Source organism: Pseudomonas neuropathica, assembly GCF_015461835.1.
Taxonomy (GTDB): domain Bacteria; phylum Pseudomonadota; class Gammaproteobacteria; order Pseudomonadales; family Pseudomonadaceae; genus Aquipseudomonas; species Aquipseudomonas neuropathica.
The window spans coordinates 133,036-155,565 of sequence record NZ_JACOPX010000003.1 but is presented as its reverse complement, the minus strand read 5'-3'; the positions used below and the strand labels follow the sequence as shown (position 1 = coordinate 155,565).

At 59.6% G+C, this 22,530-nt stretch carries 19 protein-coding genes; 9 read left to right on the top strand and 10 right to left on the bottom strand.

Annotated features, from left to right (window positions below; translation table 11 throughout):
* Nucleotides 1–214: 214 nt before the first annotated feature.
* The 6 genes from H8F23_RS04630 (at nt 215) to H8F23_RS04605 (ending at nt 9,836) form a co-directional block, all read left to right on the top strand.
* Nucleotides 215–1,558, top strand: a complete 1,344-nt coding sequence (locus tag H8F23_RS04630) for an imelysin family protein (protein WP_194933569.1) — start codon at nt 215–217, stop codon at nt 1,556–1,558.
* Between the two features lie 274 nt (nt 1,559–1,832).
* Nucleotides 1,833–3,260 (top strand): di-heme oxidoreductase family protein, encoded by a 1,428-nt coding sequence (locus tag H8F23_RS04625; RefSeq protein WP_194933568.1) that lies wholly within the window; start codon nt 1,833–1,835, stop codon nt 3,258–3,260.
* 27 nt (nt 3,261–3,287) lie between these two features.
* Nucleotides 3,288–4,352 carry an imelysin family protein gene (locus H8F23_RS04620; RefSeq protein ID WP_099757042.1) on the top strand — a complete coding sequence of 355 codons (1,065 nt, stop codon included), beginning with the start codon at nt 3,288–3,290 and terminating at the stop codon, nt 4,350–4,352.
* 14 nt (nt 4,353–4,366) lie between these two features.
* On the top strand, nt 4,367–5,467 hold the full coding sequence (locus tag H8F23_RS04615) for a DUF1513 domain-containing protein (RefSeq protein ID WP_194933567.1): 1,101 nt from the start codon (nt 4,367–4,369) through the stop codon (nt 5,465–5,467).
* A 180-nt stretch (nt 5,468–5,647) separates the two neighbouring features.
* The gene (locus tag H8F23_RS04610; RefSeq protein ID WP_194933566.1) at nt 5,648–6,796 is read left to right on the top strand and encodes an efflux RND transporter periplasmic adaptor subunit; all 1,149 of its coding nucleotides are present in this window, start codon (nt 5,648–5,650) and stop codon (nt 6,794–6,796) included.
* 13 nt (nt 6,797–6,809) lie between these two features.
* On the top strand, nt 6,810–9,836 hold the full coding sequence (locus H8F23_RS04605; RefSeq protein WP_194933565.1) for a multidrug efflux RND transporter permease subunit: 3,027 nt from the start codon (nt 6,810–6,812) through the stop codon (nt 9,834–9,836).
* 131 nt (nt 9,837–9,967) lie between these two features.
* Here the strand turns inward: H8F23_RS04605 and H8F23_RS04600 are convergent, their stop codons facing one another.
* The 5 genes from H8F23_RS04600 to colR form a co-directional block, all read right to left on the bottom strand.
* Complete coding sequence (locus tag H8F23_RS04600) at nt 9,968–10,195, bottom strand: hypothetical protein (RefSeq protein ID WP_093430557.1); 228 nt, start codon at nt 10,193–10,195, stop codon at nt 9,968–9,970.
* A gap of 2 nt (nt 10,196–10,197) precedes the next feature.
* Nucleotides 10,198–10,914 carry a lipopolysaccharide kinase InaA family protein gene (locus H8F23_RS04595; RefSeq protein WP_194933564.1) on the bottom strand — a complete coding sequence of 239 codons (717 nt, stop codon included), beginning with the start codon at nt 10,912–10,914 and terminating at the stop codon, nt 10,198–10,200.
* 4 nt (nt 10,915–10,918) lie between these two features.
* On the bottom strand, nt 10,919–11,587 hold the full coding sequence (locus H8F23_RS04590) for a class I SAM-dependent methyltransferase (protein WP_093430559.1): 669 nt from the start codon (nt 11,585–11,587) through the stop codon (nt 10,919–10,921).
* Nucleotides 11,588–11,748: 161 nt separating this feature from the next.
* Nucleotides 11,749–13,023, bottom strand: a complete 1,275-nt coding sequence (locus H8F23_RS04585; RefSeq protein WP_194933563.1) for a sensor histidine kinase — start codon at nt 13,021–13,023, stop codon at nt 11,749–11,751.
* Nucleotides 13,013–13,696, bottom strand: coding sequence for a two-component system response regulator ColR (gene colR, locus H8F23_RS04580; RefSeq protein WP_041068401.1), 684 nt, complete (start codon nt 13,694–13,696; stop codon nt 13,013–13,015). The genes H8F23_RS04585 and colR overlap by 11 nt, the downstream gene beginning before the upstream one ends.
* 202 nt (nt 13,697–13,898) lie before the next feature.
* Here colR and H8F23_RS04575 point away from each other — a divergent pair, with 202 nt between their 5' ends.
* Both H8F23_RS04575 and H8F23_RS04570 read left to right on the top strand, forming a co-directional pair.
* The gene (locus tag H8F23_RS04575) at nt 13,899–15,848 is read left to right on the top strand and encodes an LTA synthase family protein (protein ID WP_194933562.1); all 1,950 of its coding nucleotides are present in this window, start codon (nt 13,899–13,901) and stop codon (nt 15,846–15,848) included.
* Between the two features lie 54 nt (nt 15,849–15,902).
* Nucleotides 15,903–16,646, top strand: coding sequence for a phosphatase PAP2 family protein (locus tag H8F23_RS04570; protein ID WP_194933561.1), 744 nt, complete (start codon nt 15,903–15,905; stop codon nt 16,644–16,646).
* 98 nt (nt 16,647–16,744) lie between these two features.
* On the opposite strand, the gene groL is transcribed toward H8F23_RS04570, so the two are convergent.
* The 4 genes from groL to H8F23_RS04550 all read right to left on the bottom strand — a co-directional run bounded on the left by groL (nt 16,745) and on the right by H8F23_RS04550 (nt 20,269).
* On the bottom strand, nt 16,745–18,391 hold the full coding sequence (gene groL, locus H8F23_RS04565) for a chaperonin GroEL (protein ID WP_093430563.1): 1,647 nt from the start codon (nt 18,389–18,391) through the stop codon (nt 16,745–16,747).
* A gap of 50 nt (nt 18,392–18,441) precedes the next feature.
* On the bottom strand, nt 18,442–18,735 hold the full coding sequence (locus H8F23_RS04560) for a co-chaperone GroES (RefSeq protein WP_007916610.1): 294 nt from the start codon (nt 18,733–18,735) through the stop codon (nt 18,442–18,444).
* A 260-nt stretch (nt 18,736–18,995) separates the two neighbouring features.
* Entirely contained in the window at nt 18,996–19,472 is a 477-nt protein-coding gene (locus H8F23_RS04555; protein WP_194933560.1) for an FxsA family protein, read from the bottom strand.
* 65 nt (nt 19,473–19,537) lie between these two features.
* Nucleotides 19,538–20,269, bottom strand: coding sequence for a HugZ family pyridoxamine 5'-phosphate oxidase (locus H8F23_RS04550; protein ID WP_194933559.1), 732 nt, complete (start codon nt 20,267–20,269; stop codon nt 19,538–19,540).
* Between the two features lie 165 nt (nt 20,270–20,434).
* On the opposite strand from H8F23_RS04550, the gene H8F23_RS04545 reads away from it, so the two are divergent.
* Complete coding sequence (locus H8F23_RS04545) at nt 20,435–21,193, top strand: SDR family oxidoreductase (protein ID WP_064391936.1); 759 nt, start codon at nt 20,435–20,437, stop codon at nt 21,191–21,193.
* Between the two features lie 131 nt (nt 21,194–21,324).
* On the opposite strand, the gene apbC is transcribed toward H8F23_RS04545, so the two are convergent.
* On the bottom strand, nt 21,325–22,419 hold the full coding sequence (apbC, locus tag H8F23_RS04540) for an iron-sulfur cluster carrier protein ApbC (RefSeq protein ID WP_095048283.1): 1,095 nt from the start codon (nt 22,417–22,419) through the stop codon (nt 21,325–21,327).
* Nucleotides 22,420–22,530: the final 111 nt, after the last annotated feature.

Here is a 22,530-nt window from a genome sequence, read left to right as displayed (position 1 = left end):
CAGCCTGCGGCAGCTCCTACATGAATCGCATTCCCCTGTAGGAGCTGTCGAGTGCAACGAGGCTGCGATCTTTTGATCTGTGCCATCACACCGACGTAAATAAGAAATATTTCCAGCCACAACCCTTTACACATAATGCGAAAGATTTGCATTATGTCGCAGTTTTGCGCGCCCCCGCGCCAGTCCAATCAACTACCGAAGCAGGATGTTCGCCATGATTCGTATGCCTCTGGCTACCGCCAGTCTGCTGGCCATCGCTATTTCCCTCGCCGGTTGCGGCGAAGGCAAAGACAAGGCCGCCGCTCCGGCCGCACCGACGCCAGCCGCCAGCACCAGCGCACCTGCGGCGCCTGCCGCTGCCGGTAAAGTCGACGAAGCCGCCGCCAAGGCTGTGGTCGCGCACTACGCCGACATGGTCTTCGCCGTTTACAGCGATGCCGAATCCACCGCGAAAACCCTGCAGACCGCCGTCGACGCCTTCCTCGCCAAGCCGAACGCCGACACCCTGAAAGCCGCCAAGGCTGCCTGGGTCGCCGCGCGCGTTCCGTACTTGCAGAGCGAAGTGTTCCGCTTCGGCAACACCATCATCGACGATTGGGAAGGTCAGGTTAACGCCTGGCCACTGGACGAGGGTCTGATCGACTACGTCGACAAATCCTACGAGCACGCACTGGGTAACCCGGGCGCCACCGCCAATATCATCGCCAACACCGAAGTCCAGGTCGGCGAAGACAAGGTCGACGTCAAAGACATCACTCCGGAAAAACTCGCCAGCCTCAACGAGCTGGGCGGTTCCGAAGCCAACGTCGCCACCGGCTACCACGCGATCGAATTCCTGCTGTGGGGCCAGGACCTCAACGGCACCGGCCCTGGCGCTGGCAACCGTCCGGCCTCCGACTACCTGGAAGGCGCCGGCGCCACTGGCGGTCACAACGATCGTCGTCGTGCTTACCTGAAGTCCGTGACCCAACTGCTGGTCAGCGACCTCGAAGAAATGGTCGGTAACTGGAAGCCGAACGTGGCTGACAACTACCGTGCCACCCTGGAAGCCGAGCCGGGCGAAAGCGGCCTGCGCAAAATGCTCTTCGGCATGGGCAGCCTGTCCCTGGGTGAACTGGCGGGCGAGCGTATGAAGGTTTCCCTGGAAGCCAACTCCCCTGAAGACGAGCAGGATTGCTTCAGCGACAACACCCACAACTCGCACTTCTACGATGCCAAAGGCATTCGTAACGTTTACCTGGGCGAGTACACCCGTGTTGACGGCACCAAAATGACCGGCGCCAGCCTGTCGTCGCTGGTGGCCAAGGCTGACCCGGCTGCCGACACCGCACTGAAAGCCGATCTGGCCGCTACCGAAGCGAAGATCCAGGTCATGGTCGATCACGCCAACAAGGGTGAGCACTACGACCAACTGATCGCTGCCGGCAACACTGCGGGCAACCAGATCGTTCGCGACGCCATCGCCTCGCTGGTCAAGCAGACCGGTTCGATCGAAGCCGCTGCCGGCAAACTGGGCATCAGCGACCTGAACCCGGACAACGCTGATCACGAGTTCTGATCACTGCGTCCGATTCAAAAAAAGGCGACCTTCGGGTCGCCTTTTTCATATCTGCCGTACACGGCCCACTGTAGGAGCTGCCGAAGGCTGCGATCTTTTGACTTTGCTTCTAAAAAAGACAGATCAAAAGATCGCAGCCTTCGGCAGCTCCTACAGGGTTTTGCATTGCTCTTCAGATTTGCGCTGTATCAAGCAAACGATAATTCCTCTTATTCAAACCCCTTCGCCCTGTTAGACTTTGCGCCTTTATTTTCGCCCGTCCGCAGGATGTCTGATGCCCTCGCTGCCTCTTCGCTTGTCCGCACTGTTGCTGGCCCTGGGCCTGAGTGCCTGCGATGACGCCCCGCGTTTCACCAAAGCCGAGCCTGGTGAAGCACGTTCGGGCGGTGCAGCGACTGTGCGCAAGACCGATCAGAACGCATTCTCCCTGCCCTCGGCCAACCTGCCACCGTCACGGCGAGTGGACTTCAGTGTCGGCAACAGCTTTTTCCGCAGCCCATGGGTGATCGCACCGTCGACCACCACGGCGCGCGATGGCCTCGGCCCGTTGTTCAACACCAACGCCTGCCAGAACTGCCACATCAAGGACGGTCGCGGCCACCCACCGACGCCGGATGCGGCCAACGCGGTGTCGATGCTGGTCAGGCTGTCGATCCCCGACGCGCCGGAATATGCCCGGCTCATCGAGCAGGCTGGCGTAGTGCCGGAGCCGGTCTACGGCGGCCAGTTCCAGGACATGGCCGTGCCCGGCGTCGCCCCGGAAGGCAAAGTGCGCGTCGATTACACGCCAGTGCCCGTGCGTTTCAAGGACGGCACCGAAGTCGAATTGCGCAAGCCAGTGTTGCAGATCACCCAACTGGGCTACGGCCCGATGCACCCGGACACGCGCTTCTCGGCCCGCGTTGCCCCGCCGATGATTGGTCTGGGCCTGCTCGAAGCGATCCCCGAAGAAGCGATTCTGGCCAACGCCACCGCGCAAGCCAAAGACAACAAAGGCATCAATGGCCGTCCCAATCAGGTCTGGGATGATGCGTTGCAGAAGACCGTCATGGGCAGATTCGGCTGGAAGGCCGGGCAACCGAACCTCAATCAACAGAACGTCCACGCGTTTTCCGGTGACATGGGCCTCACCACCAGTCTGCGCCCCTTCGATGACTGCACCGAGGCGCAAACTGCCTGCAAACAGGCACCGAACGGCAATGGCCCGGACGGCGAGCCGGAAGTCAGCGATAACATTCTGCGTCTGGTGCTGTTCTACAGCCGTAACCTCGCTGTGCCGGCACGTCGTGGCGTCAACGATGCAGAAGTGCTGGCCGGCAAGAACCTGTTTTTCCAGGCCGGCTGCCAGTCGTGTCATACACCGAAATACACCACCGCCGCCAACGCGGCCGAACCTGAACTGGCCAATCAAGTGATTCGCCCGTACAGCGATCTGTTGCTGCATGACATGGGCGACGGTCTGGCCGACAACCGTACGGAATTCCAGGCTTCCGGCCGCGACTGGCGCACACCGCCGTTGTGGGGGATCGGCCTGACGCAAGCCGTCAGCGGCCACACACAGTTTTTGCATGACGGTCGCGCGCGCAATCTGCTCGAAGCGGTGCTCTGGCATGGCGGCGAAGCGCAAGCCGCGCAGCAACAGGTTTTGTCTTTCAATGCTGAGCAGCGTGCCGCGCTGCTGGCGTTTTTGAACTCACTTTAAACACTGAAAAAGAATCGGGAGCCCGACATGTTCCGTCCCAAGCTACTGTTCACCAGCCTTGCCGCGCTCGCCCTCGGCGCCTGCTCGCCACAGGATCCGCAAGCGGTCACGTCGGCGGCCATCGCCAAATCGGTGATCCTGCCGACCTACACCCGTTGGGTCGAGGCCGACAAGCAACTGGCGGTCAGCGCCCTCGCCTATTGCCAGGGCAAGGAAACCCTGGAAACCGCCCGCGCCGACTTCCTGCACGCACAGAAAGCCTGGGCCGAGCTGCAACCGCTGCTGATCGGCCCGCTGGCCGAGGGCAACCGTTCGTGGCAAGTACAGTTCTGGCCGGACAAGAAGAACCTCGTCGGCCGTCAGGTCGAGCAATTGGTCGTCGCGCAGCCGCAGATCGACGCCGCAGCCCTGGCCAAATCGAGCGTAGTCGTTCAAGGTCTGTCGGCGTACGAGTACATCCTGTTCGACGCCAAGCCTGACGTGGCCAACGCCGAGCAGAAAGCCAAGTACTGCCCACTGCTGATCGCCATTGGCGAACGACAGAAGCAACTGGCCGAAGAGATTCTGCAGGGCTGGAACAACACTGACGGCATGCTCGCGCAGATGACCAAGTTCCCCAACCAGCGCTACGCCGACTCCCACGAAGCGATCGCCGATCTGCTGCGTGTGCAAGTCACTGCGCTGGACACTCTGAAGAAAAAACTCGGCACGCCAATGGGCCGTCAGAGCAAAGGCGTGCCTCAACCGTTCCAGGCCGATGCCTGGCGCAGCCAGTCCTCGCTGACCGCACTGGAAGCCAGCCTCGCCGCTGCCAAAACCGTCTGGGAAGGCGTCGACAACAAAGGCCTGCGCAGCCTGCTGCCAAGCGATCAGAAGCCATTGGCCGACAAGATCGACGCAGCCTACGCCGCTTCGCTGAAACTGTTCGACAGCACTCAGCGTTCGCTCGGCGAAATGCTCGAAGACGACGCCGGTCGTCAGCAACTGAACGACATCTACGACAGCCTCAACGTCGTCCATCGTCTGCACGAAGGCGAACTGGCCAAGGCGCTGGGCATCCAACTGGGCTTCAACGCCAACGACGGTGACTGATGAGGGCAAGTGCCATGCTGCGACGTCAGGTTCTGACTTTAGGTAGTGCACTGCTGGGAGCAGTGACGCTGGGCGGCTGGACGCTGTTCAAACGCAAGGATCAGAGCCCGCTGTTGCTGTCGGCGCGCGACGACACCGACGGCAAGCACTACGCCGTCGGCTATCGGCTGGATGGCACGCGGGTGTTCGCCACCGAAGTCGGCCAGCGTTGCCACGACATCATCAACCACCCGACGCAGCCAATCGCGCTGTTCGTCGCCCGTCGTCCGGGCACCGAAAGCTACCTGATCGACCTGCGCGACGGTAAGTTGCTGCAGACCGTGACCTCGCAGCCGAACCGGCACTTCTACGGCCACGCCGTGGTGCACAAGGACGGCGAATACCTGTACGCCACCGAGAACGACACGACCGATCCTGGCCGTGGTTTGCTCGGTGTATACAAGTTCGAAGGCGAACGGCTGGTGCACACCGGCGAGATTTCTACCCACGGTCTCGGCCCGCATCAGGTGTCGTGGATGCCCGATGGCGAAACGCTGGTGGTGGCCAATGGCGGGATTCGTACCGAGGCAGAAAGCCGCGTCGACATGAACCTCAACGCCATGGAGCCGAGCCTGGTCTTGATGCAGCGCGACGGCACGTTGCTGAGCAAGGAAACCCTCACCCAGCAGATGAACAGCGTGCGCCATCTGGGCATCGCCAGCGACGGCACCATCGTCGCCGGTCAGCAGTTCATGGGCGCCTCGCATGAGCGTTCGGAGTTGCTGGCGATCAAGCGTCCGGGGCAGCCGTTCGTGGCGTTCCCGGTGCCGGAGCATCAGTTGCAGTCGATGGGGCATTACACCGCCAGTGTTGCGGTGCACAGCGACTTGCGCCTGGTTGCGCTGACGGCGCCGCGTGGCAACCGCTTCTTTATCTGGGATCTGGACAGTGGCGAGGTGCGCCTCGATGCGCCGTTGCCCGATTGCGCGGGTGTGGGTGCGGTGAAGGACGGTTTTGTCGTGACCTCCGGGCAAGGACGTTGCCGTTACTACGATTGCCGTCAGGATGAGCTGCTGGCCAAGCCACTGGAATTACCGACGGGGCTCTGGGACAACCATCTGCATTTGATGGCGTAAAACTGCCTTAAAAGATCGCGGTCTGCGGCAGCTCCTACATTGGAATGCACTCCTCTGCAGGAACTGCCGCAGGCTGCGATCTTTTTGCGCCCCCCTGTAAGAACTGCCAGTTGGAATCCCCCCTGTACTCGGAGTAATGTGCCCGCCTGTCTCACCTGATTTATCCAAGGAACTGGAAATATGCTGCGTCGCCGCATGCTGATCATGTTGGGTGTTGTTTTGTTGATCGTCCTGGTGCTGGGCGGATACAAAGCCTTTTCGATCTACACAATGATCCAGGGCTTTTCCAAGCCGAAACCGCCGATCAGCGTTGCCGTGGCCAATGCCACCGAGCAGCCGTGGCAGATGCGTTTGCCCACCGTCGGCTCTCTCAAGGCGCTGCAAGGTGTCGAGCTGAGCCTGGAAGTCGCCGGCACCGTTACCGAACTCAAGTTCGAGTCCGGACAGAAGGTCAAGGCCGGGCAACCCTTGCTGCAACTCGACAGTGGCGTCGAAACCGCCCTGCTGGAAACCGCCAAGGCTGATCTCGGGCTGGCGCAACTGGACTTCGGTCGTGGCGCGCAACTGGTCGACAGCCGCGCCATCTCCAAAGGCGAGTACGACCGGCTCTCTGCCGTTCTGCAAAAGAACAAGGCCACGGTCAATCAGCTCAACGCTTCGCTGGCGAAAAAACGCATCCTCGCACCGTTCAGCGGCACCATCGGCATCCGTCAGGTCGACGTCGGCGACTACCTCGCCAGCGGCAGCAAAATCGCCACGCTGCAAGATCTGAGCAGCCTCTACGCCGACTTCTACCTGCCCGAACAATCGGTGCCGAAACTGGCCATCGGTCAGCCTGTGCAGATCGCTGTCGCCGCGTATCCCAAGCAAAACTTCGCCGGCAAGATCAGCGCGATCAACCCGATCGTCGAAAGCACAACGCGCAACATTCTGGTTCGCGCCACGCTGGCCAACCCCGACGGCAAATTGCTCCCGGGCATGTTCGCCAGCCTCGAGGTATTGCTGCCGGATCCACAGAAACACATTGTCGTGCCGGAGAGCGCGATCACCTACACCCTCTACGGCAACTCGATCTACGTGGTCGGGCAAAAGAAAGCCGAAGACGGCAGCGTCGAAAAGGACGACAAGGGCCAACCGGTGCTGATCGCCGAACGCCGCTTCATCGAAACCGGTGAACGCCGCGATGGCCTGGTGATGATCAAAAAGGGCGTGCAAAGTGGCGAACAAGTAGTGACGGCTGGCCAGATCAAACTGGACAACGGTGCCCACATCGCCATCAGCGACGACAAGACCCTCGGCGAGCAGAACAGTCCGCCGCGCGCCGACTGATCAAGGAATCCCCATGGCTTTTACTGATCCGTTCATCCGCCGCCCGGTGCTCGCCACCGTGGTCAGCCTGTTGATTGTGCTGCTGGGCTTTCAGGCCTGGAGCAAGTTGCCGCTGCGCCAGTACCCGCAAATGGAAAACGCCCTGATCACGGTGACCACCGCTTATCCCGGAGCCAACGCCGAAACCATTCAGGGCTACATCACCCAGCCGATGCAGCAGAGCCTCGCCAGCGCCGAGGGCATCGACTACATGACTTCGGTCAGCCGGCAGAACTTCTCGGTGATCTCGATCTACGCGCGCATCGGCTCCAACACCGACCGTTTGTTCACCGAACTGCTGGCCAAAGCCAACGAGGTGAAAAACAAGCTGCCACAGGACGCCGAAGACCCGGTACTGAGCAAGGAGTCCGCCGACGCGTCGGCGCTGATGTACATCAGTTTCTTCAGCAAGGACTTGAGCAACCCGCAAATCACCGACTACCTGTCACGGGTGATCCAGCCAAAACTGGCGACCTTGCCGGGCATGGCCGAGGCGGAGATTCTCGGCAATCAGGTGTTCGCCATGCGCTTGTGGCTCGACCCGGTGAAACTCGCCGGTTTCGGCCTCAGCGCCAGCGATGTGACCAACGCCGTGCGCCAGTACAACTTCCTCTCCGCCGCCGGCGAAGTGAAAGGCGAGTATGTGGTCACCAGCATCAACGCCAACACCGAACTGAAATCCGCTGAAGCCTTCGCGGCGATTCCGCTCAAGGTCAGTGGCGACAGCCGCGTGTTGCTGAGTGATGTCGCGCGGGTGGAAATGGGCGCGGAAAACTACGATTCGATCAGCTCGTTTGGCGGCACGCCGTCGGTGTACATCGGCATCAAGGCCACCCCGGGCGCCAACCCGCTGGATGTGATCAAGGAAGTGCGCAAGCTGATGCCCGAGCTGGAAGCGCAACTGCCGCCGAACCTGAAAAGCGAGATCGCCTACGACGCCACGCTGTTCATTCAGGCCTCGATCGATGAAGTGGTAAAAACCCTGTTCGAGGCGGTGCTGATCGTCATCGTCGTGGTGTTCCTGTTCCTCGGCGCATTGCGCTCAGTGCTAATCCCGGTGGTGACCATTCCGCTGTCGATGATCGGCGTGATGTTCTTCATGCAGATGATGGGCTACTCGATGAACCTGCTGACGCTGCTGGCGATGGTGCTCGCCATCGGTCTGGTGGTGGACGATGCGATTGTCGTGGTGGAAAACATTCACCGGCATATCGAGGAAGGCAAGACGCCGTTTGATGCGGCGCTGGAAGGCGCACGGGAAATCGCCATGCCGGTGGTGTCGATGACCATCACCCTGGCGGCGGTGTATGCGCCGATCGGTTTCCTCACCGGGCTGACCGGAGCGTTGTTCAAGGAGTTTGCGCTGACCCTCGCCGGCGCCGTGGTGATCTCCGGGATTGTCGCCCTGACCCTGTCGCCGATGATGTGCGCGTTTTTGCTGCGCCACGAGGAAAATCCCAGCGGCCTCGCGCATCGCCTCGACCGCATTTTTGACGGCCTCAAGCGCCGCTATCAGAGCATGCTGCACGGCACGCTGAACACGCGGCCGGTGGTGCTCGTGTTCGCAGTCATCGTGTTGTGCCTGATCCCGGTGTTCCTCAAGTTCACCAAATCGGAACTGGCCCCGGACGAAGATCAGGGCATCATTTTCATGATGGCCACTGCGCCGCAGCCAACCAACCTCGATTACCTGAGCACCTACACCGACGAGTTCATCAAAATCTTCAAGGAGTTCCCGGAGTACTACTCGTCGTTCCAGATCAACGGCTACAACGGTGTACAGGCGGGGATCGGCGGCTTCCTGCTCAAGCCGTGGAATGAGCGCAGTCGCACGCAGATGCAAATCCTCCCCGAGGTACAAGGCAAACTGGGTGCCATCCCCGGCCTGCAGATTTTCGGTTTCAACCTGCCCTCCCTGCCCGGCACCGGTGAAGGCCTGCCGTTCGAGTTCGTGGTCAACACCGCCAACGACTATGAACTACTGCTGCAAGTGGCAGACCGGATCAAAAAACGTGCAATGGAGTCGGGCAAGTTCGCCTTCGTCGATCTCGATCTGGCGTTCGACAAACCCGAGGTGGTGGTCGATATTGACCGCGCCAAAGCAGCGCAGATGGGCGTGTCGATGCAGGATCTCGGCGGCACGCTGGCGACGCTGTTGGGCGAGGCGGAAATCAACCGCTTCACCATTGATGGGCGCAGCTATAAGGTCATTGCCCAGGTCGAGCGCCCCTATCGCGATAACCCGGACTGGCTGAACAACTACTACGTGAAAAACACTCAGGGCGAGTTATTGCCGCTGTCGACGCTGATCAAGGTCAGCGACCGCGCACGACCGCGCCAGCTCAATCAGTTCCAGCAACTTAACGCCGCAAAGATCTCCGGCTTCCCGTTGGTGAGCATGGGTGAAGCTATCGACACCGTGTTGCAGATTGCCCGCGAGGAAGCACCGGCCGGGTTTGCTTTCGACTACGGCGGCGCCTCACGCCAGTTCGTGCAGGAAGGCAGTGCCCTGTGGGTAACCTTCGCGCTGGCGCTGGCGATTATCTTTCTGGTGCTGGCGGCGCAGTTCGAAAGCTTCCGCGATCCGCTGGTGATTCTGGTGACAGTGCCGTTGTCGATCTGCGGCGCGCTGATACCGCTGTTCCTCGGCTGGTCGAGCATGAACATCTATACCCAGGTCGGGCTGGTGACGCTGATCGGGCTGATCAGTAAACACGGGATTCTGATCGTCGAGTTCGCCAACCAGTTGCGCAAGGATAAAGGCCTGACGGCGCGTGAAGCCGTTGAGGAAGCGGCAGCGATTCGTTTACGACCGGTATTGATGACCACGGCGGCGATGGTGTTTGGCATGGTGCCGTTGATTCTCGCCACGGGTGCCGGCGCGGTCAGCCGTTTTGATATCGGCATGGTGATTGCCACGGGGATGTCGATTGGCACGTTGTTTACGCTGTTTGTGCTGCCGTGCGTTTACACCTTGCTGGCGAAACCCGATAAGCCTTGAAAGCAAAAGATCGCAGCCTTCGGCAGCTCCTACACCGATCCATGTAGGAGCTGCCGAAGGCTGCGATCTTTTGATCTTGCATAAAAAAAGGCCTCGCAACTGCGAGGCCTTTTATGTGGGCTTCAATCGGTTCAACTCTGCGGCCTCATCCCTTGAGAAAGTCCGAACATGAACAACAACAGATCATGATCGGGTTTGGTCGCCACGGAGGCTTTTGCCACCCGTGGGACTGCGCAGTGGGCGTCGTCTACGGACGAGCCCACTACCTGCATGCGGGGCTGCTCCCAGGCAGCCACCGCCAATGACGCAACTGCCAAGGCTCCAACCAAAAACAAACCTCGTGCAATTTCTAGTTTCATCGCTATAAACCTTTGATAGCGCTGCCAAACGCCGTCTCATAAAAGTAGACGAGTTTTTTCCAGTCCGCGTCGCGGAACGACGAGTGGCGGCGCAATTGCTTCATGTCGTGGGAAGCGGCGCGATAGGCGGTCAGACGCTGGCGGCATTTCTCCAGATCGATCAACGCGACTTCGACCTTGGCCGACTCGCCTTCGCCCGTCACACGCACAAACACGTGTTTGATGTAGATGCAGCTGTGCTGCCAACGGCCCTTGTGCATGCGCGCCAGGTTCTCGGCGAGGTCCTTGAGCACGCGCTCATAAACCATATCACCGCACTGATCGCGACCGCCGGCAGCCGCCAGCCAATGTTCCAGTTCCTGGAAACCGTCCAGGGACTTGGTGACCAGCAGAGCGCGCCATTTGTGCTGCGGATCAGGCTGAGCGCCGCAGAAAACGATTTGCGGCACACGCACACCGAGCTTGCTCACGCCGGTCAGCGCATCAAGTTCACGCAAAACAGTAGGACGGCCAAAAGGATGCAACCAACTGCGATAGATGTGACCGGTCTGGCGCTTGGCATACAGCAGTTGACCATCGCGCCCCACGACCCTTTGCACGCCACTTTCCCCGCCCCGTCGAACATTGGGTTCTTCCACCCACTCGCCGCGCTGGTTCCAGTAAAAGTCAAAGCGATCTTGCGGAGCGACATCCGTTTCTGCTGCAAATTGCACTGCCATCCTGTTACCTCTTGCGTAATACGTAAACCCGCCACATGGCGTAGAGCGGAATAAAGTCCAGTTGTTCCTGAATCCGAAAACCTGCTTCCTCGAACTCCTTTTCCACCGTAGCGGCCGGTAACACAAAGCGATTCTGATACTCGCGTTTGTCACGGTTGCGCTCGGCTCGCTGGCGTTTCCAGGCTTTGAAATTGCCATCAACCCACAGCGAAACGATCACACTGTCCCGGGTAACGCGCTCGAATTCGCGCAGAATCGCCCGGCGATGCTCGGCTTCACCGATGTGGTGGAGCAGACGCATGCAGAAAATGCTGTCGACGGCGTTGTCAGGCAAGGCAATATCGAAGGCAGAGGTGTGCAAGGGTTGTACCCGTTTCACCACATCGGCCGGTTGCGACTGCATTGCCGTCTTGATCATCGACTCGGAATTGTCCGCGCCGATAATCACCCGGTTGGCCTTTTCGCCCAACAAGGGCCAGAAACGCCCGGCACCGCAAGGCAGATCCAGCACCAGTCCCGGTTCACCCACCGACGCCAGCGCCTTGCGGGCCAGCTGTTCGTCACGCCAATGGGAGAGACGCCGTCCAAGGCTTTCTTTGTGCTTGCGCAGGTATTTCTGCGCGTGTTGATCGTCGTACTTCTCGGAAAAATCGAGTTTGATCGGACCGGCCATCACCTGGACTCCTGAATTGCTGATGACACCACCTTAAGGAGCGGCGTGTCAGCGTCAGGTCATCCATTTGTGAAAAAAATGTCCGGTAAACAGACAAATTATTACAGCGTTATACAGGAATTAGACAGGTAGGAGGGAGTAGCATCGAGCCACTCCGTGCGTCAGATTTTGCCCAGATCCACCTCGAAGCGGCAGCCATTGGGTTCCATCGTGCTCAGGCTGACGGTCCAGCCCTGGTTCTCGCAGATCCGCTGCACCAGCGACAATCCCAACCCCAGGCCTTCGCCGCGCTTTTCGCTGCCACGCACGAAAGGCTCGAACATGGCTTCGCGTTTTTCTTCCGGAATGCCGACACCGGAGTCTTCCACCACAAAGCCGTTGGCCGTGAGTGTCAGGCGAATGAAGCCCTTCTCGGTGTAGTGACAAGCGTTGCGCAACAGGTTGCCCATCACCGCCGTCAACAACGTTGCGTTGTAGCACGTGGTCGGCGGATTTCCCGGTTCGAACTGCAAGGTCAGCCCTTTGCTTTCGATCGGCTCACGCCACACGCACAACAAGCTGTCCGCGACTTGGGCGAGATTCTGTTGCGGCGCCGAACCAGCATCTTCGCGTTGAGAGCGGGCGAGCATCAGGAAGGTCTGCACCAGCTCGCGCATTTCCTCACTGGCCCGGGCAATGCGCTCGACCTGATTGCGCCCACGCTGATCGATGGCCGGGTTTTCCATCAGCAGCTCACAGGAGCTGGCCAATACCATCAACGGCGTGCGCAACTCGTGACTGACATCGCTGGTGAACAATCTTTCACGTGTCAGCGCCTGACGCAGACGCCCCAGCGTGGCATCGAACGCCACCGCCAGTTCGCCCACTTCGTCTGCCGCGTAATCCGGTGCCAGCGGCGGCGCCAGACCGAGCAACTGATCGCGATGGCGAACCTGCCGGGCCAGGCGCACCACCGGCGCCATTACCTTGCGCGCCAGCACCCAACCGAGGAATACCGCCAGGGCCAGGCTGAGCACAAAGCCCACCAGTACCACGGCAAACAGCACCCGCTCGCGCTCTTCGAAATCGCTTTGATCCTGCAGCAGCACATAACGCCGACCGTCGACGACTTCGACCATCGCGTGATACGACAGCTGCTCGCGGAACACTTCATGGAAACCCGCATCGAGGTGACGCAGGTCCTTGGGCAGCTCGAAATCGCCCGGGCCGCCACTGAAATAGAACAGCTGGTCGGGTTCCGGGCGATGGCTCCAGTCTGAAACGTTGTCCATCAGCAGAAGCCGTTGCAGATCGCCGCCCAGCCCCGCCGAAATCAGTTTTTCTTCCACCAGGTGCACGGTCGCGACGATGCCCATGGCAAAGGCCCCCGCGACCAGCGCGCTCATCAGCGCAAAGGCAATGATGATCCGCTGGGAAAGGCTTTGCTTAAACTCCATCGCGGCCCTCGGCCAAGCGATAACCGACGCCGTGCACGGTTTGCAGCAATGGCTTGGCAAACGGTTTATCGATCACCTGACGCAATTGGTGGACGTGGCTGCGCAGGCTGTCGCTGTCCGGGCAATCATCGCCCCACAGCGCTTCTTCGAGAATTTCCCGCCGCAGGACGTGCGGGCTCTTCTGCATCAACACCGCCAGCAGCTTGAGGCCGACCGGATTGAGCTTCAGCAGTTTGCCTTCGCGGGTAACCTCGAGCGTATCGAGGTCATAGCTCAGATCACCGACCTGCAACGCCCGGCGCCCGCCACCCTGGGTCCGACGCATCACTGCTTCGACGCGCGCGGCCAACTCGGACAAGGCGAAGGGTTTGACCAGGTAATCGTCAGCCCCGGACTTGAAACCCTGGAGACGATCGTCCAGTTGATCGCGAGCGGTCAGCATGATCACTGGCGTGTCCCGACGAGCGTCTTCACGCAGACGTTTGCACAGGGTGTAGCCATCGATGCCGGGCAACATGATGTCGAGCACGATCAGGTCGTAATGCTCGGTGGCGGCCAGGTGCAGGCCCGACAGACCGTCCTGGGCGCAATCGACGGTATAGCCTTTGAGACCCAGGTAATCGGCCAGATTGGCGAGGATATCGCGGTTGTCTTCAACCAATAGAATTCGCATGGGCACTCCTCCGTACACAGTAACGGCCGTCATGGCTCGCGCAGCTTAAGGCCATCGCCAGCTCAGAGCTAGGGCTGAAAGCCTCGTAAATCAACTCTCTCAAGCAAATTCAAACCTTAACGAGTTTTTCACTATTGGTTCACAACCTGACTACAGTGACAACGCGAGACTCTCGCGCCATTAGATATAAGGAATGTAGACAATGGACTTTTTCAAGACGGCGCCCATGCGCCTTCTGTTGCTGGTCACCGGTGTGTGGCTGCTGGTATTTCTCCTGACTCGAACCGTTCTGCTGCTGACTCATCTGGATGAGGCCGGCGGTGGCACGCTTTCGCTGTTTGGCATCGGCTTGCTGTATGACTTGGGGTTTCTTGCCTATGCGGCGTTGCCGATGGGCCTGTACCTGTTGCTCTGCCCGCCGGCCCTGTGGCGCCGCCGTGGCCATCGCTGGTTTCTGCAAGGGCTGCTGACCGTCAGCCTGTTCGCCATGCTGTTCGTGGCGGTGGCCGAGTGGCTGTTCTGGGACGAGTTCGGTGTGCGCTTCAACTTCATCGCGGTCGACTATCTGGTGTATTCCGACGAAGTGCTGAACAACGTGTTGGAGTCTTACCCGATCGGCACGCTGCTGAGTATTCTGGCGTTGCTGGCCGTCGCGCTCGGTTTTGCCCTACGCAAGCCGTTCAATGCCGCGCTGAATGCGCCATTGCCGCCGCTGCGTGGACGCCTGCTCAATGCCTTGGGGCTGTTGATTATTGCCGGTCTGAGCCTGCAACTGCTCAGCCAGGATGCGCCACGTGCGCAAGGTGGCAATGCCTATCAGAACGAATTGGCCAGCAATGGCCCGTATCAGTTCTTCGCCGCGTTCCGGAACAACGAACTGGATTACACGCAGTTCTACAGCAGCCACACGCCTGAGGTGGTCGCCCGACAGATTCGCGCCGAACTGAGCGAGCCCAACGCGCGCTTCATCGGCCAGGACCCACAGGACATTCGCCGGATGATCGACAATCCCGGCACTGCGCGCACACCCAACATCGTCCTGGTCACCATCGAAAGCCTCAGCGCCAAATACCTGGGCAGTAACGGCGATAAACGCGACCTGACGCCCCATCTGGATGCGCTGCGTAAACAGAGTCTGTATTTCAGCAATTTCTACGCCACCGGCACCCGCACCGACCGCGGCCTGGAAGCCATCACCCTGGCCATCCCACCAACCCCGGGGCGTTCGATCGTCAAGCGCATCGGTCGCGAGAGCGGTTTTGCCAGCCTTGGCCAGCAACTCAGCGCGGTGGGTTACGACAGCGTGTTCGTTTACGGTGGCCGCGGCTACTTCGACAACATGAACGCGTTCTTCAGTGGCAACGGCTATCGGGTGGTCGACCAGAGCAGCGTTGATGAAACCGAGATTCACTTCAAGAACGCCTGGGGCATGGCCGACGAGGATCTGTACAAACAGACGCTGAAGCTGGCCGATGCCGACTATGCCAAACAGCAACCGTTTCTGTTGCAGTTGATGACCACCTCCAACCATCGTCCCTACACCTACCCGGACGACCGGATCGACATCAAATCCGGTAACGGTCGCGATGGCGCGGTGAAATACACCGACTATGCGATTGGCCAGTTCCTCGACCAGGCGCGGCAAAAACCGTGGTTCGACAACACGATCTTCATCTTCGTCGCCGATCACACGGCGGGCAGCGCCGGTAAGGAAGACTTGCCGATTGCCAACTATCAGATTCCGCTGTTCATTTATGCACCGAAGCTGATCGAGCCTCGCGAGAATGGCCAACTGGCGAGCCAGATCGACCTGGCACCGACGCTGCTGGGCTTGTTGAACATGGATTACGAGTCGACGTTCTTCGGTCGCAACCTGCTGCAGGACAACCCGCTGCCACCACGCGTCGTGGTCGGCAACTACCAGCATCTGGGCCTGTTTGATGGCAAGGATCTGGCGATCCTCAGCCCGCGCCAAGGCTTGCGTCGGCATGACGATGCGCTGACCGAGAGCCGCGAATCGCGGGCCTCCAGCGATGATCCGTTGATCAGCCGCGCCATCACCTATTACCAAACCGCCAGTTATGGCTTCAAGCAACAGCTGCTTGCCTGGAAAGCACCCAAGGAGGGTGTTCCACAAGTCAGCGAACGTTAATCGAAACGCCCCGGGCTGATGCCCCGGGGCGTTTTCTTTTGTTCAGGATCCGACATGTCATCAAGTGTTGTACGCCCTACCCCTCGCCCGCTGAATCTGTGGCTGTATCTGGGTATTCCAATCATCGCGGCGATAAGCCTGATTCTGCTGGAAATGACCGACCTGGACATGGTGCTGGCGCGGTTGTTCTATGACCCGGTGGCTGGCGACTTCATTGGCCGCCACAGTTTTTTCCTGGAAGACATCCTGCACGATCGCGCCAAGCAGGTGGTGATCGCGTTTTCGGTGTTTGCGGTGCTGGGGTTTCTCGGCTCGTTCTTCGTCGGCAGACTGAAACCGTTCAAGCGCGAACTGGGTTGTCTGGTGCTGTCGCTGGGCTTGGCGACCTCGTTCGTCACCCCGGTCAAAGCCGTGACGGCGGTGCAGTGCCCATGGAGCCTGGAGCAATTCGGCGGCCATGAAACCTACAGCAAACTGATGGAGCATCGTCCACAGACCGACAAACCCGGCCGTTGCTGGCCTGGTGGTCATGCGGCGACGGGGTTCACCTTGTTTGCGCTGTTCTTTGTCCTGCGTGATCGCCGTCCGCGTCTGGCCCGTCAGGCGTTTATCTTTGCCTTTGCGCTGGGTTCGGTGTTTTCGATCAGCCGGATGATGCAGGGTGCGCACTTCTTTTCGCACAACGTGTGGACGGCGATTTTCTGCTGGCTGATTTGCCTGGGCTCGTATTACTGGGTGCTGTATCGCCCGGCGGTGAAAACCGAGGGTGTCGTCCAGGCACAACCGGTCAGCGTCTGAAACGCAAATCCGATGTAGGAGTGAAGCTGAAATCTGGGCAATAAAAAACCCCGCTGACTTTCGTCAGCGGGGTTTTGCGTTACAGGGGTAAGGCTGGCTTACATCATGCCGCCCATGCCACCCATGCCGCCCATGTCTGGCATGCCGCCGCCTGCAGCGCCGTCTTTCTTCGGCGCGTCAGCTACAGCTGCTTCGGTGGTCAGGATCAGACCGCCGATCGACGATGCCGCTTGCAGAGCGGAACGAGTCACCTTGGTTGGGTCCAGGATGCCCATTTCGATCATGTCGCCGTATTCGCCAGTCGCAGCGTTGTAACCGAAGTTACCTTTGCCGTTCTTGACTTCGTTGACGACAACGCTTGGCTCGTCGCCGCTGTTGGCAGCGATCTGACGCAGCGGAGCTTCAACAGCGCGGCGCAGAACAGCGATACCCACGTCCTGATCAGCGTTGTCGCCTTTCAGGTCAACCAGGGTTTGCAGAGCGCGGATCAGCGCAACGCCACCGCCAGGTACCACGCCTTCTTCAACGGCTGCACGGGTTGCGTGCAGGGCGTCTTCAACGCGGGCTTTCTTCTCTTTCATTTCAACTTCGGAACCAGCGCCAACCTTGATCACTGCAACGCCGCCGGACAGTTTGGCCAGACGCTCTTGCAGTTTTTCACGGTCGTAGTCCGAGGAAGTTTCAGCAACCTGAGCACGGATCTGAGCGATACGCGCCTGGATGTCGGAATCTGCACCGGCACCGTCAACGATGATGGTGTTTTCCTTGGAAATGGTCACACGCTTGGCGCTGCCCAGGTTTTCCAGGGTAGCGGCTTCCAGGCTCAGGCCGATCTCTTCGGAGATAACGGTACCGCCGGTCAGAACTGCGATGTCCTGCAGCATGGCCTTGCGACGGTCGCCGAAGCCTGGCGCCTTGACGGCTGCGACTTTGACGATGCCACGCATGTTGTTCACAACCAGAGTCGCCAGGGCTTCGCCTTCAACGTCTTCGGAAACGATCAGCAGTGGACGGCCGGCTTTGGCAACGGCTTCCAGCACTGGCAGCATTTCGCGGATGTTCGAGATCTTTTTGTCGACCAGCAGGATCAGCGGGCTGTCCAGCTCGGCAACCATGGTCTCTGGCTTGTTGACGAAGTACGGGGACAGGTAGCCACGGTCGAACTGCATGCCTTCAACAACCGACAGTTCGTTTTCCAGGCCAGTGCCTTCTTCAACGGTGATCACGCCTTCTTTACCGACTTTTTCCATGGCTTCGGCAATGATGTCGCCGATGGAGTTGTCGGAGTTGGCGGAGATGGTGCCTACCTGAGCGATTGCCTTGGTGTCAGCGCATGGCTTGGACAGGTTCTTCAGCTCTTTGACGATAGCGATGGTCGCTTTGTCGATACCGCGCTTCAGGTCCATCGGGTTCATGCCGGCAGCGACGGCTTTCAGGCCTTCGTTGACGATCGACTGAGCCAGAACGGTAGCGGTGGTAGTACCGTCACCAGCGTCATCGTTGGCACGGGAGGCAACGTCTTTGACCAGCTGCGCGCCCATGTTTTCGAAGCGATCTTCGAGTTCGATTTCTTTGGCGACGGAAACGCCGTCCTTGGTGATGGTCGGAGCGCCGAAGCTCTTCTCGATGATCACGTTACGGCCTTTCGGGCCCAGGGTCGCTTTTACTGCGTCAGCCAGGACATTGACGCCCTTGAGCATTTTTTTACGGGCGGAATCGCCAAACAGAACTTCTTTAGCAGCCATGATCGATATTCCTTAAATACTTTGTAGTAGCGGGAAAATGAACGGGGTTATCAGCCTTCGATAACAGCGAGGATTTCGTTCTCGCTCATTACCAGCAGGTCTTCGCCGTCGACTTTCACTGTGTTGCTGCCGGAGTAAGGACCGAACACAACCTTGTCGCCTTCTTTCACGGACAGTGCACGCACTTCGCCGTTTTCCAGAGCTTTGCCCGGGCCTACAGCGAGAATCACACCGTGGTTGGCTTTTTCAGCAGCCGAACCTGGCAGGACGATACCGCCAGCGGTTTTCTTTTCTTCTTCGCTGCGACGGATTACGACGCGGTCATGCAGAGGACGAAGCTTCATTGTCGATCTCTCCTAATTGTGGTTTTCATCGGCCGGTGCAGTCCCGGCGGGTTTAACAAATCCGGCCTGCGCCGGTTGCGGTTCGTCGAGCGAACCGCGGAAGTCTGTCCGGTTCAAATACCGGAAACCTTTCGGTGACCGATACATAAGGGCGCATAAGCTTATTACAAGGGCGAGGCGAAAATTTTTTCACCGATATGTTGCACAAAAGCAGCCCATAAACGAACACGGCACCCGAAGGTGCCGTGTCGATGCAGATGTTACTTGGAGTCGCGGTGTTCGAACTCGCCTTCGATCACATCACCCTCGCGCCCCAGAGGCTGGCGCGGTGCAGGACCGCCACGGGGTTGCAGGTCGTCGGCGAACGCACGCTGGCGCATGGCCTGTTCCTCAGCGCGCTGGCGCATTTTGTTCGCCAGCAATCGACGGCTGACTGGCAACAACATGACCAGACCGACCACATCGCTGATGAAGCCTGGCAGGATCAACAGGCCACCGGCCAGAGCCAGCATCAGCCCTTCGAGCATGGTTTGCGCGGGCAGTTCGCCGCGGTTCAGGCTTTCACGGGCACGCAGTGCCGTGGCCAGACCGGCGACGCGCAGCACGAACACGCCGAACATCGAGCCGAGAATGATCAGCAGCAGGGCCGGGAAAAACCCGATAGAGCCTGCCACTTTGACGAATACGAACAGCTCCAGCACTGGAAACAGCAGAAAGAGCAACAGAAAAGGGCGCATCAAAGTTTCCTCAACGCAAGAAATGCCTTGCAGTAAGCCTTAGATGACGTCGCCCTTTCGTGAATTCAAGCGTCGACCACTGCATTTTTTGGCCATACCTGGGCGTGAGCCAATGAAACCAAGGCTTCGCGCACTTGTGTCGGCGTATTACAAGGTGCCGGGAACGGCAGCCAATATAGCGCCTGACCGATGCGCAGGTGCATGCCCTCAGTGTCGATCCCGGCCAGTTGCGCCGGCACGGTTTTCGGCAGACCAGCCAGGTCGACGTAGTGCGCGATGGCTTTGGCGTGGTCACTGTTCATGTGCTCGACCATGCTGATTTCGGCCTTGCCGGCAAACGGGTTGGCCAGCGTCAGTTGGTCGACCCAGTGAATCGCGCCGAAACCGCCGATGTAGCGATGACGTACCGGGTTCAACACCCAGAAGTCAAAATCATGGGCCTTGTGGTAGTTCTGCGAATCCGGGAAATAACGGTAGTAACGCTCGGCGGCGGCTTCGATGGCAGCCGCGTCTTCAAGCTTTTGTGCTTCAGCCAGATAAGTCAGGCGGCCAACGGCCTGCACGTCGTCAGCCTCACGTTCGCCGACGAGCATCGAGCACTTCGGATCTTTTTGCAGGTTATGAGTGTGCTGCGCAATGCGGCTGATCAGGATCAGCGGCCGGCCCTGCTCGTCCAGGCAGTACGGCACCACGGAGCCAAAAGGAAAACCGGGCATCGATTTGGAGTGGGTCGACAGCACTCCACGGTATTCCTTGAGAAGCAATTCTCGGGCATTCTTCGCCACTTCAACGCTCAATTTATGACTCCTTAAATAGTATCCGTCGAAAAAACGGACGGGCGCCCGGGATCAAGTCCCAGTCACGCCAGCGGGCAATTCTCATGTGCACCCCTGCCACGGCCGGTGCAGATCGGGAGTCGCTGAAAACAAAAAACTACTCAGACCTGCTATCGGGGCATGCGAATGCAACTCAACGACAAAGTAATCATTATCACTGGCGGTTGCCAGGGTTTGGGCCGCTCGATGGCCGAGTATTTCGCCGGCAAAGGCGCGAAGCTTGCGCTGGTCGACCTCAATCAGGAAAAACTCGACGACGCGGTCGCGGCCTGCAAAGCCAAGGGCGTCGAGGCGCGCAGCTATCTGTGCAACGTCGCCAATGAAGAGCAGGTCGAGCACATGGTCGCCCAGGTCGCCGCCGACTTCGGCGCGATCCACGGCCTGATCAACAACGCCGGGATCCTCCGTGATGGCCTGCTGCTCAAGGTCAAGGACGGCGAAATGACCAAAATGAGCCTGGCACAGTGGCAGGCCGTCATCGACGTCAACCTGACCGGCGTGTTCCTCTGCACCCGTGAAGTGGCGGCAAAAATGGTTGAGCTGAAGACCAGCGGCGCGATCATCAATATCTCGTCGATCTCGCGTGCGGGCAACGTTGGCCAGACCAACTACTCCGCGGCCAAAGCTGGCGTGGCAGCAGCCACGGTGACTTGGGCCAAAGAGCTGGCGCGTTATGGCATTCGTGTGGCGGGCATCGCGCCGGGCTTCATCGAAACCGAGATGACCTTGGGCATGAAGCCGGAAGCGCTGGAGAAAATGACTTCGGGGATCCCGCTCAAGCGCATGGGCAAGCCGGAAGAGATTGCGCACTCGGCGGCGTACATCTTCGAGAACGACTACTACACCGGGCGGATTCTGGAGATGGATGGCGGGCTGCGTATCTAACTGCCACCGCAAAACAACTGTAGGAGTGAGCCTGCTCGCGATAGCGGATTAACATTCAACAAATGTGTTGAATGATCGACCGTTATCGCGAGCAGGCTCACTCCTACAGGGTTATCGGTGTTGCTGATGTATCAATCGTCGCTGATGGTGATATTCGGCATCGCCGGGGTAGCGGCTTCCTGCAACACAATCCGCGCGCCGACATGGCGAGCCAGTTCCTGATAGACCATGGCGATCTGGCTGTCCGGCTCGGCAATCACCGTTGGCTTGCCGCCATCGGCCTGCTCGCGAATCAGCATCGACAGCGGCAGCGAGGCCAGCAGTTCCACACCGTACTGGGTCGCCAGTTTCTCACCACCACCCTCACCGAACAGATGCTCGGCATGCCCGCAGTTCGAGCAGATGTGCACGGCCATGTTTTCCACCACGCCCAGCACCGGAATGTTGACCTTGCGGAACATTTCCACGCCTTTGCGCGCGTCGAGCAAGGCCAGATCCTGTGGCGTGGTGACGATCACCGCACCAGCCACCGGGACTTTCTGCGCCAGGGTCAGCTGGATATCGCCGGTGCCGGGCGGCATGTCGATGACCAGATAATCCAGATCGCCCCACGCGGTTTGCGTGACCAGTTGCAGCAACGCCCCGGAAACCATCGGCCCACGCCAGACCATCGGTGTGTTGTCGTCGGTCAGGAACGCCATCGACATGACTTCCACGCCGTGCGCCTTGAGCGGCACAAACCACTTCTGATCCTTGATCTCCGGGCGGGTGCGCTCGGGAATGCCGAACATGATGCCTTGGCTCGGGCCGTAGATATCGGCGTCGAGAATGCCGACCTTGGCGCCTTCACGGGCCAGGGCCAGGGCGAGGTTGGCGGCGGTGGTCGATTTGCCCACGCCGCCCTTGCCGGACGCCACGGCGACCACGTTCTTGACGTTGGCCAGCCCGGGAATCTGCGCCTGCGCCTTGTGCGCGGCGATCACGCTGTTCACTTCAACCTTGGCGATCACCACGCCGTCGAGGTTTTCGATGGCCAGTTGCAGCAGTTGCGCCCAGCCGCTCTTGAACAGACCGGCGGCGTAACCGATTTCCAGCTGCACGTTGACGCGATCACCGACGATCTCGATGTGCTTCACGCAACCGGCGCTGACCGGATCCTGGTTAAGGTAAGGGTCGGTGTATTGGCTGAGGACGGCTTCCACCGCTGCGCGAGTGACGGCGCTCATGGGCAACTCCGATAACAAGACTGGGAATAGATGCCGGGTATCGTACCTGAAAAAGATCGCAGCCTTCGGCAGCTCCTGCAGGAGATCGACGTACATCTGCAGGAGCTGCCG

Coding starts and splice junctions, on each gene's coding strand:
- H8F23_RS04570 (WP_194933561.1), top strand. CDS start 15,903: ATGTCATCAAGTGTTGTACGCCCTACCCCTCGCCCGCTGAATCTGTGG.
- H8F23_RS04585 (WP_194933563.1), bottom strand. CDS start 13,023: ATGGAGTTTAAGCAAAGCCTTTCCCAGCGGATCATCATTGCCTTTGCG.
- H8F23_RS04630 (WP_194933569.1), top strand. CDS start 215: ATGATTCGTATGCCTCTGGCTACCGCCAGTCTGCTGGCCATCGCTATT.
- colR (WP_041068401.1), bottom strand. CDS start 13,696: ATGCGAATTCTATTGGTTGAAGACAACCGCGATATCCTCGCCAATCTG.
- apbC (WP_095048283.1), bottom strand. CDS start 22,419: ATGAGCGCCGTCACTCGCGCAGCGGTGGAAGCCGTCCTCAGCCAATAC.
- H8F23_RS04600 (WP_093430557.1), bottom strand. CDS start 10,195: ATGAAACTAGAAATTGCACGAGGTTTGTTTTTGGTTGGAGCCTTGGCA.
- H8F23_RS04560 (WP_007916610.1), bottom strand. CDS start 18,735: ATGAAGCTTCGTCCTCTGCATGACCGCGTCGTAATCCGTCGCAGCGAA.
- H8F23_RS04610 (WP_194933566.1), top strand. CDS start 5,648: ATGCTGCGTCGCCGCATGCTGATCATGTTGGGTGTTGTTTTGTTGATC.
- H8F23_RS04625 (WP_194933568.1), top strand. CDS start 1,833: ATGCCCTCGCTGCCTCTTCGCTTGTCCGCACTGTTGCTGGCCCTGGGC.
- H8F23_RS04575 (WP_194933562.1), top strand. CDS start 13,899: ATGGACTTTTTCAAGACGGCGCCCATGCGCCTTCTGTTGCTGGTCACC.
- H8F23_RS04545 (WP_064391936.1), top strand. CDS start 20,435: ATGCAACTCAACGACAAAGTAATCATTATCACTGGCGGTTGCCAGGGT.
- H8F23_RS04555 (WP_194933560.1), bottom strand. CDS start 19,472: ATGCGCCCTTTTCTGTTGCTCTTTCTGCTGTTTCCAGTGCTGGAGCTG.
- H8F23_RS04620 (WP_099757042.1), top strand. CDS start 3,288: ATGTTCCGTCCCAAGCTACTGTTCACCAGCCTTGCCGCGCTCGCCCTC.
- H8F23_RS04615 (WP_194933567.1), top strand. CDS start 4,367: ATGCTGCGACGTCAGGTTCTGACTTTAGGTAGTGCACTGCTGGGAGCA.
- groL (WP_093430563.1), bottom strand. CDS start 18,391: ATGGCTGCTAAAGAAGTTCTGTTTGGCGATTCCGCCCGTAAAAAAATG.
- H8F23_RS04590 (WP_093430559.1), bottom strand. CDS start 11,587: ATGGCCGGTCCGATCAAACTCGATTTTTCCGAGAAGTACGACGATCAA.
- H8F23_RS04595 (WP_194933564.1), bottom strand. CDS start 10,914: ATGGCAGTGCAATTTGCAGCAGAAACGGATGTCGCTCCGCAAGATCGC.
- H8F23_RS04605 (WP_194933565.1), top strand. CDS start 6,810: ATGGCTTTTACTGATCCGTTCATCCGCCGCCCGGTGCTCGCCACCGTG.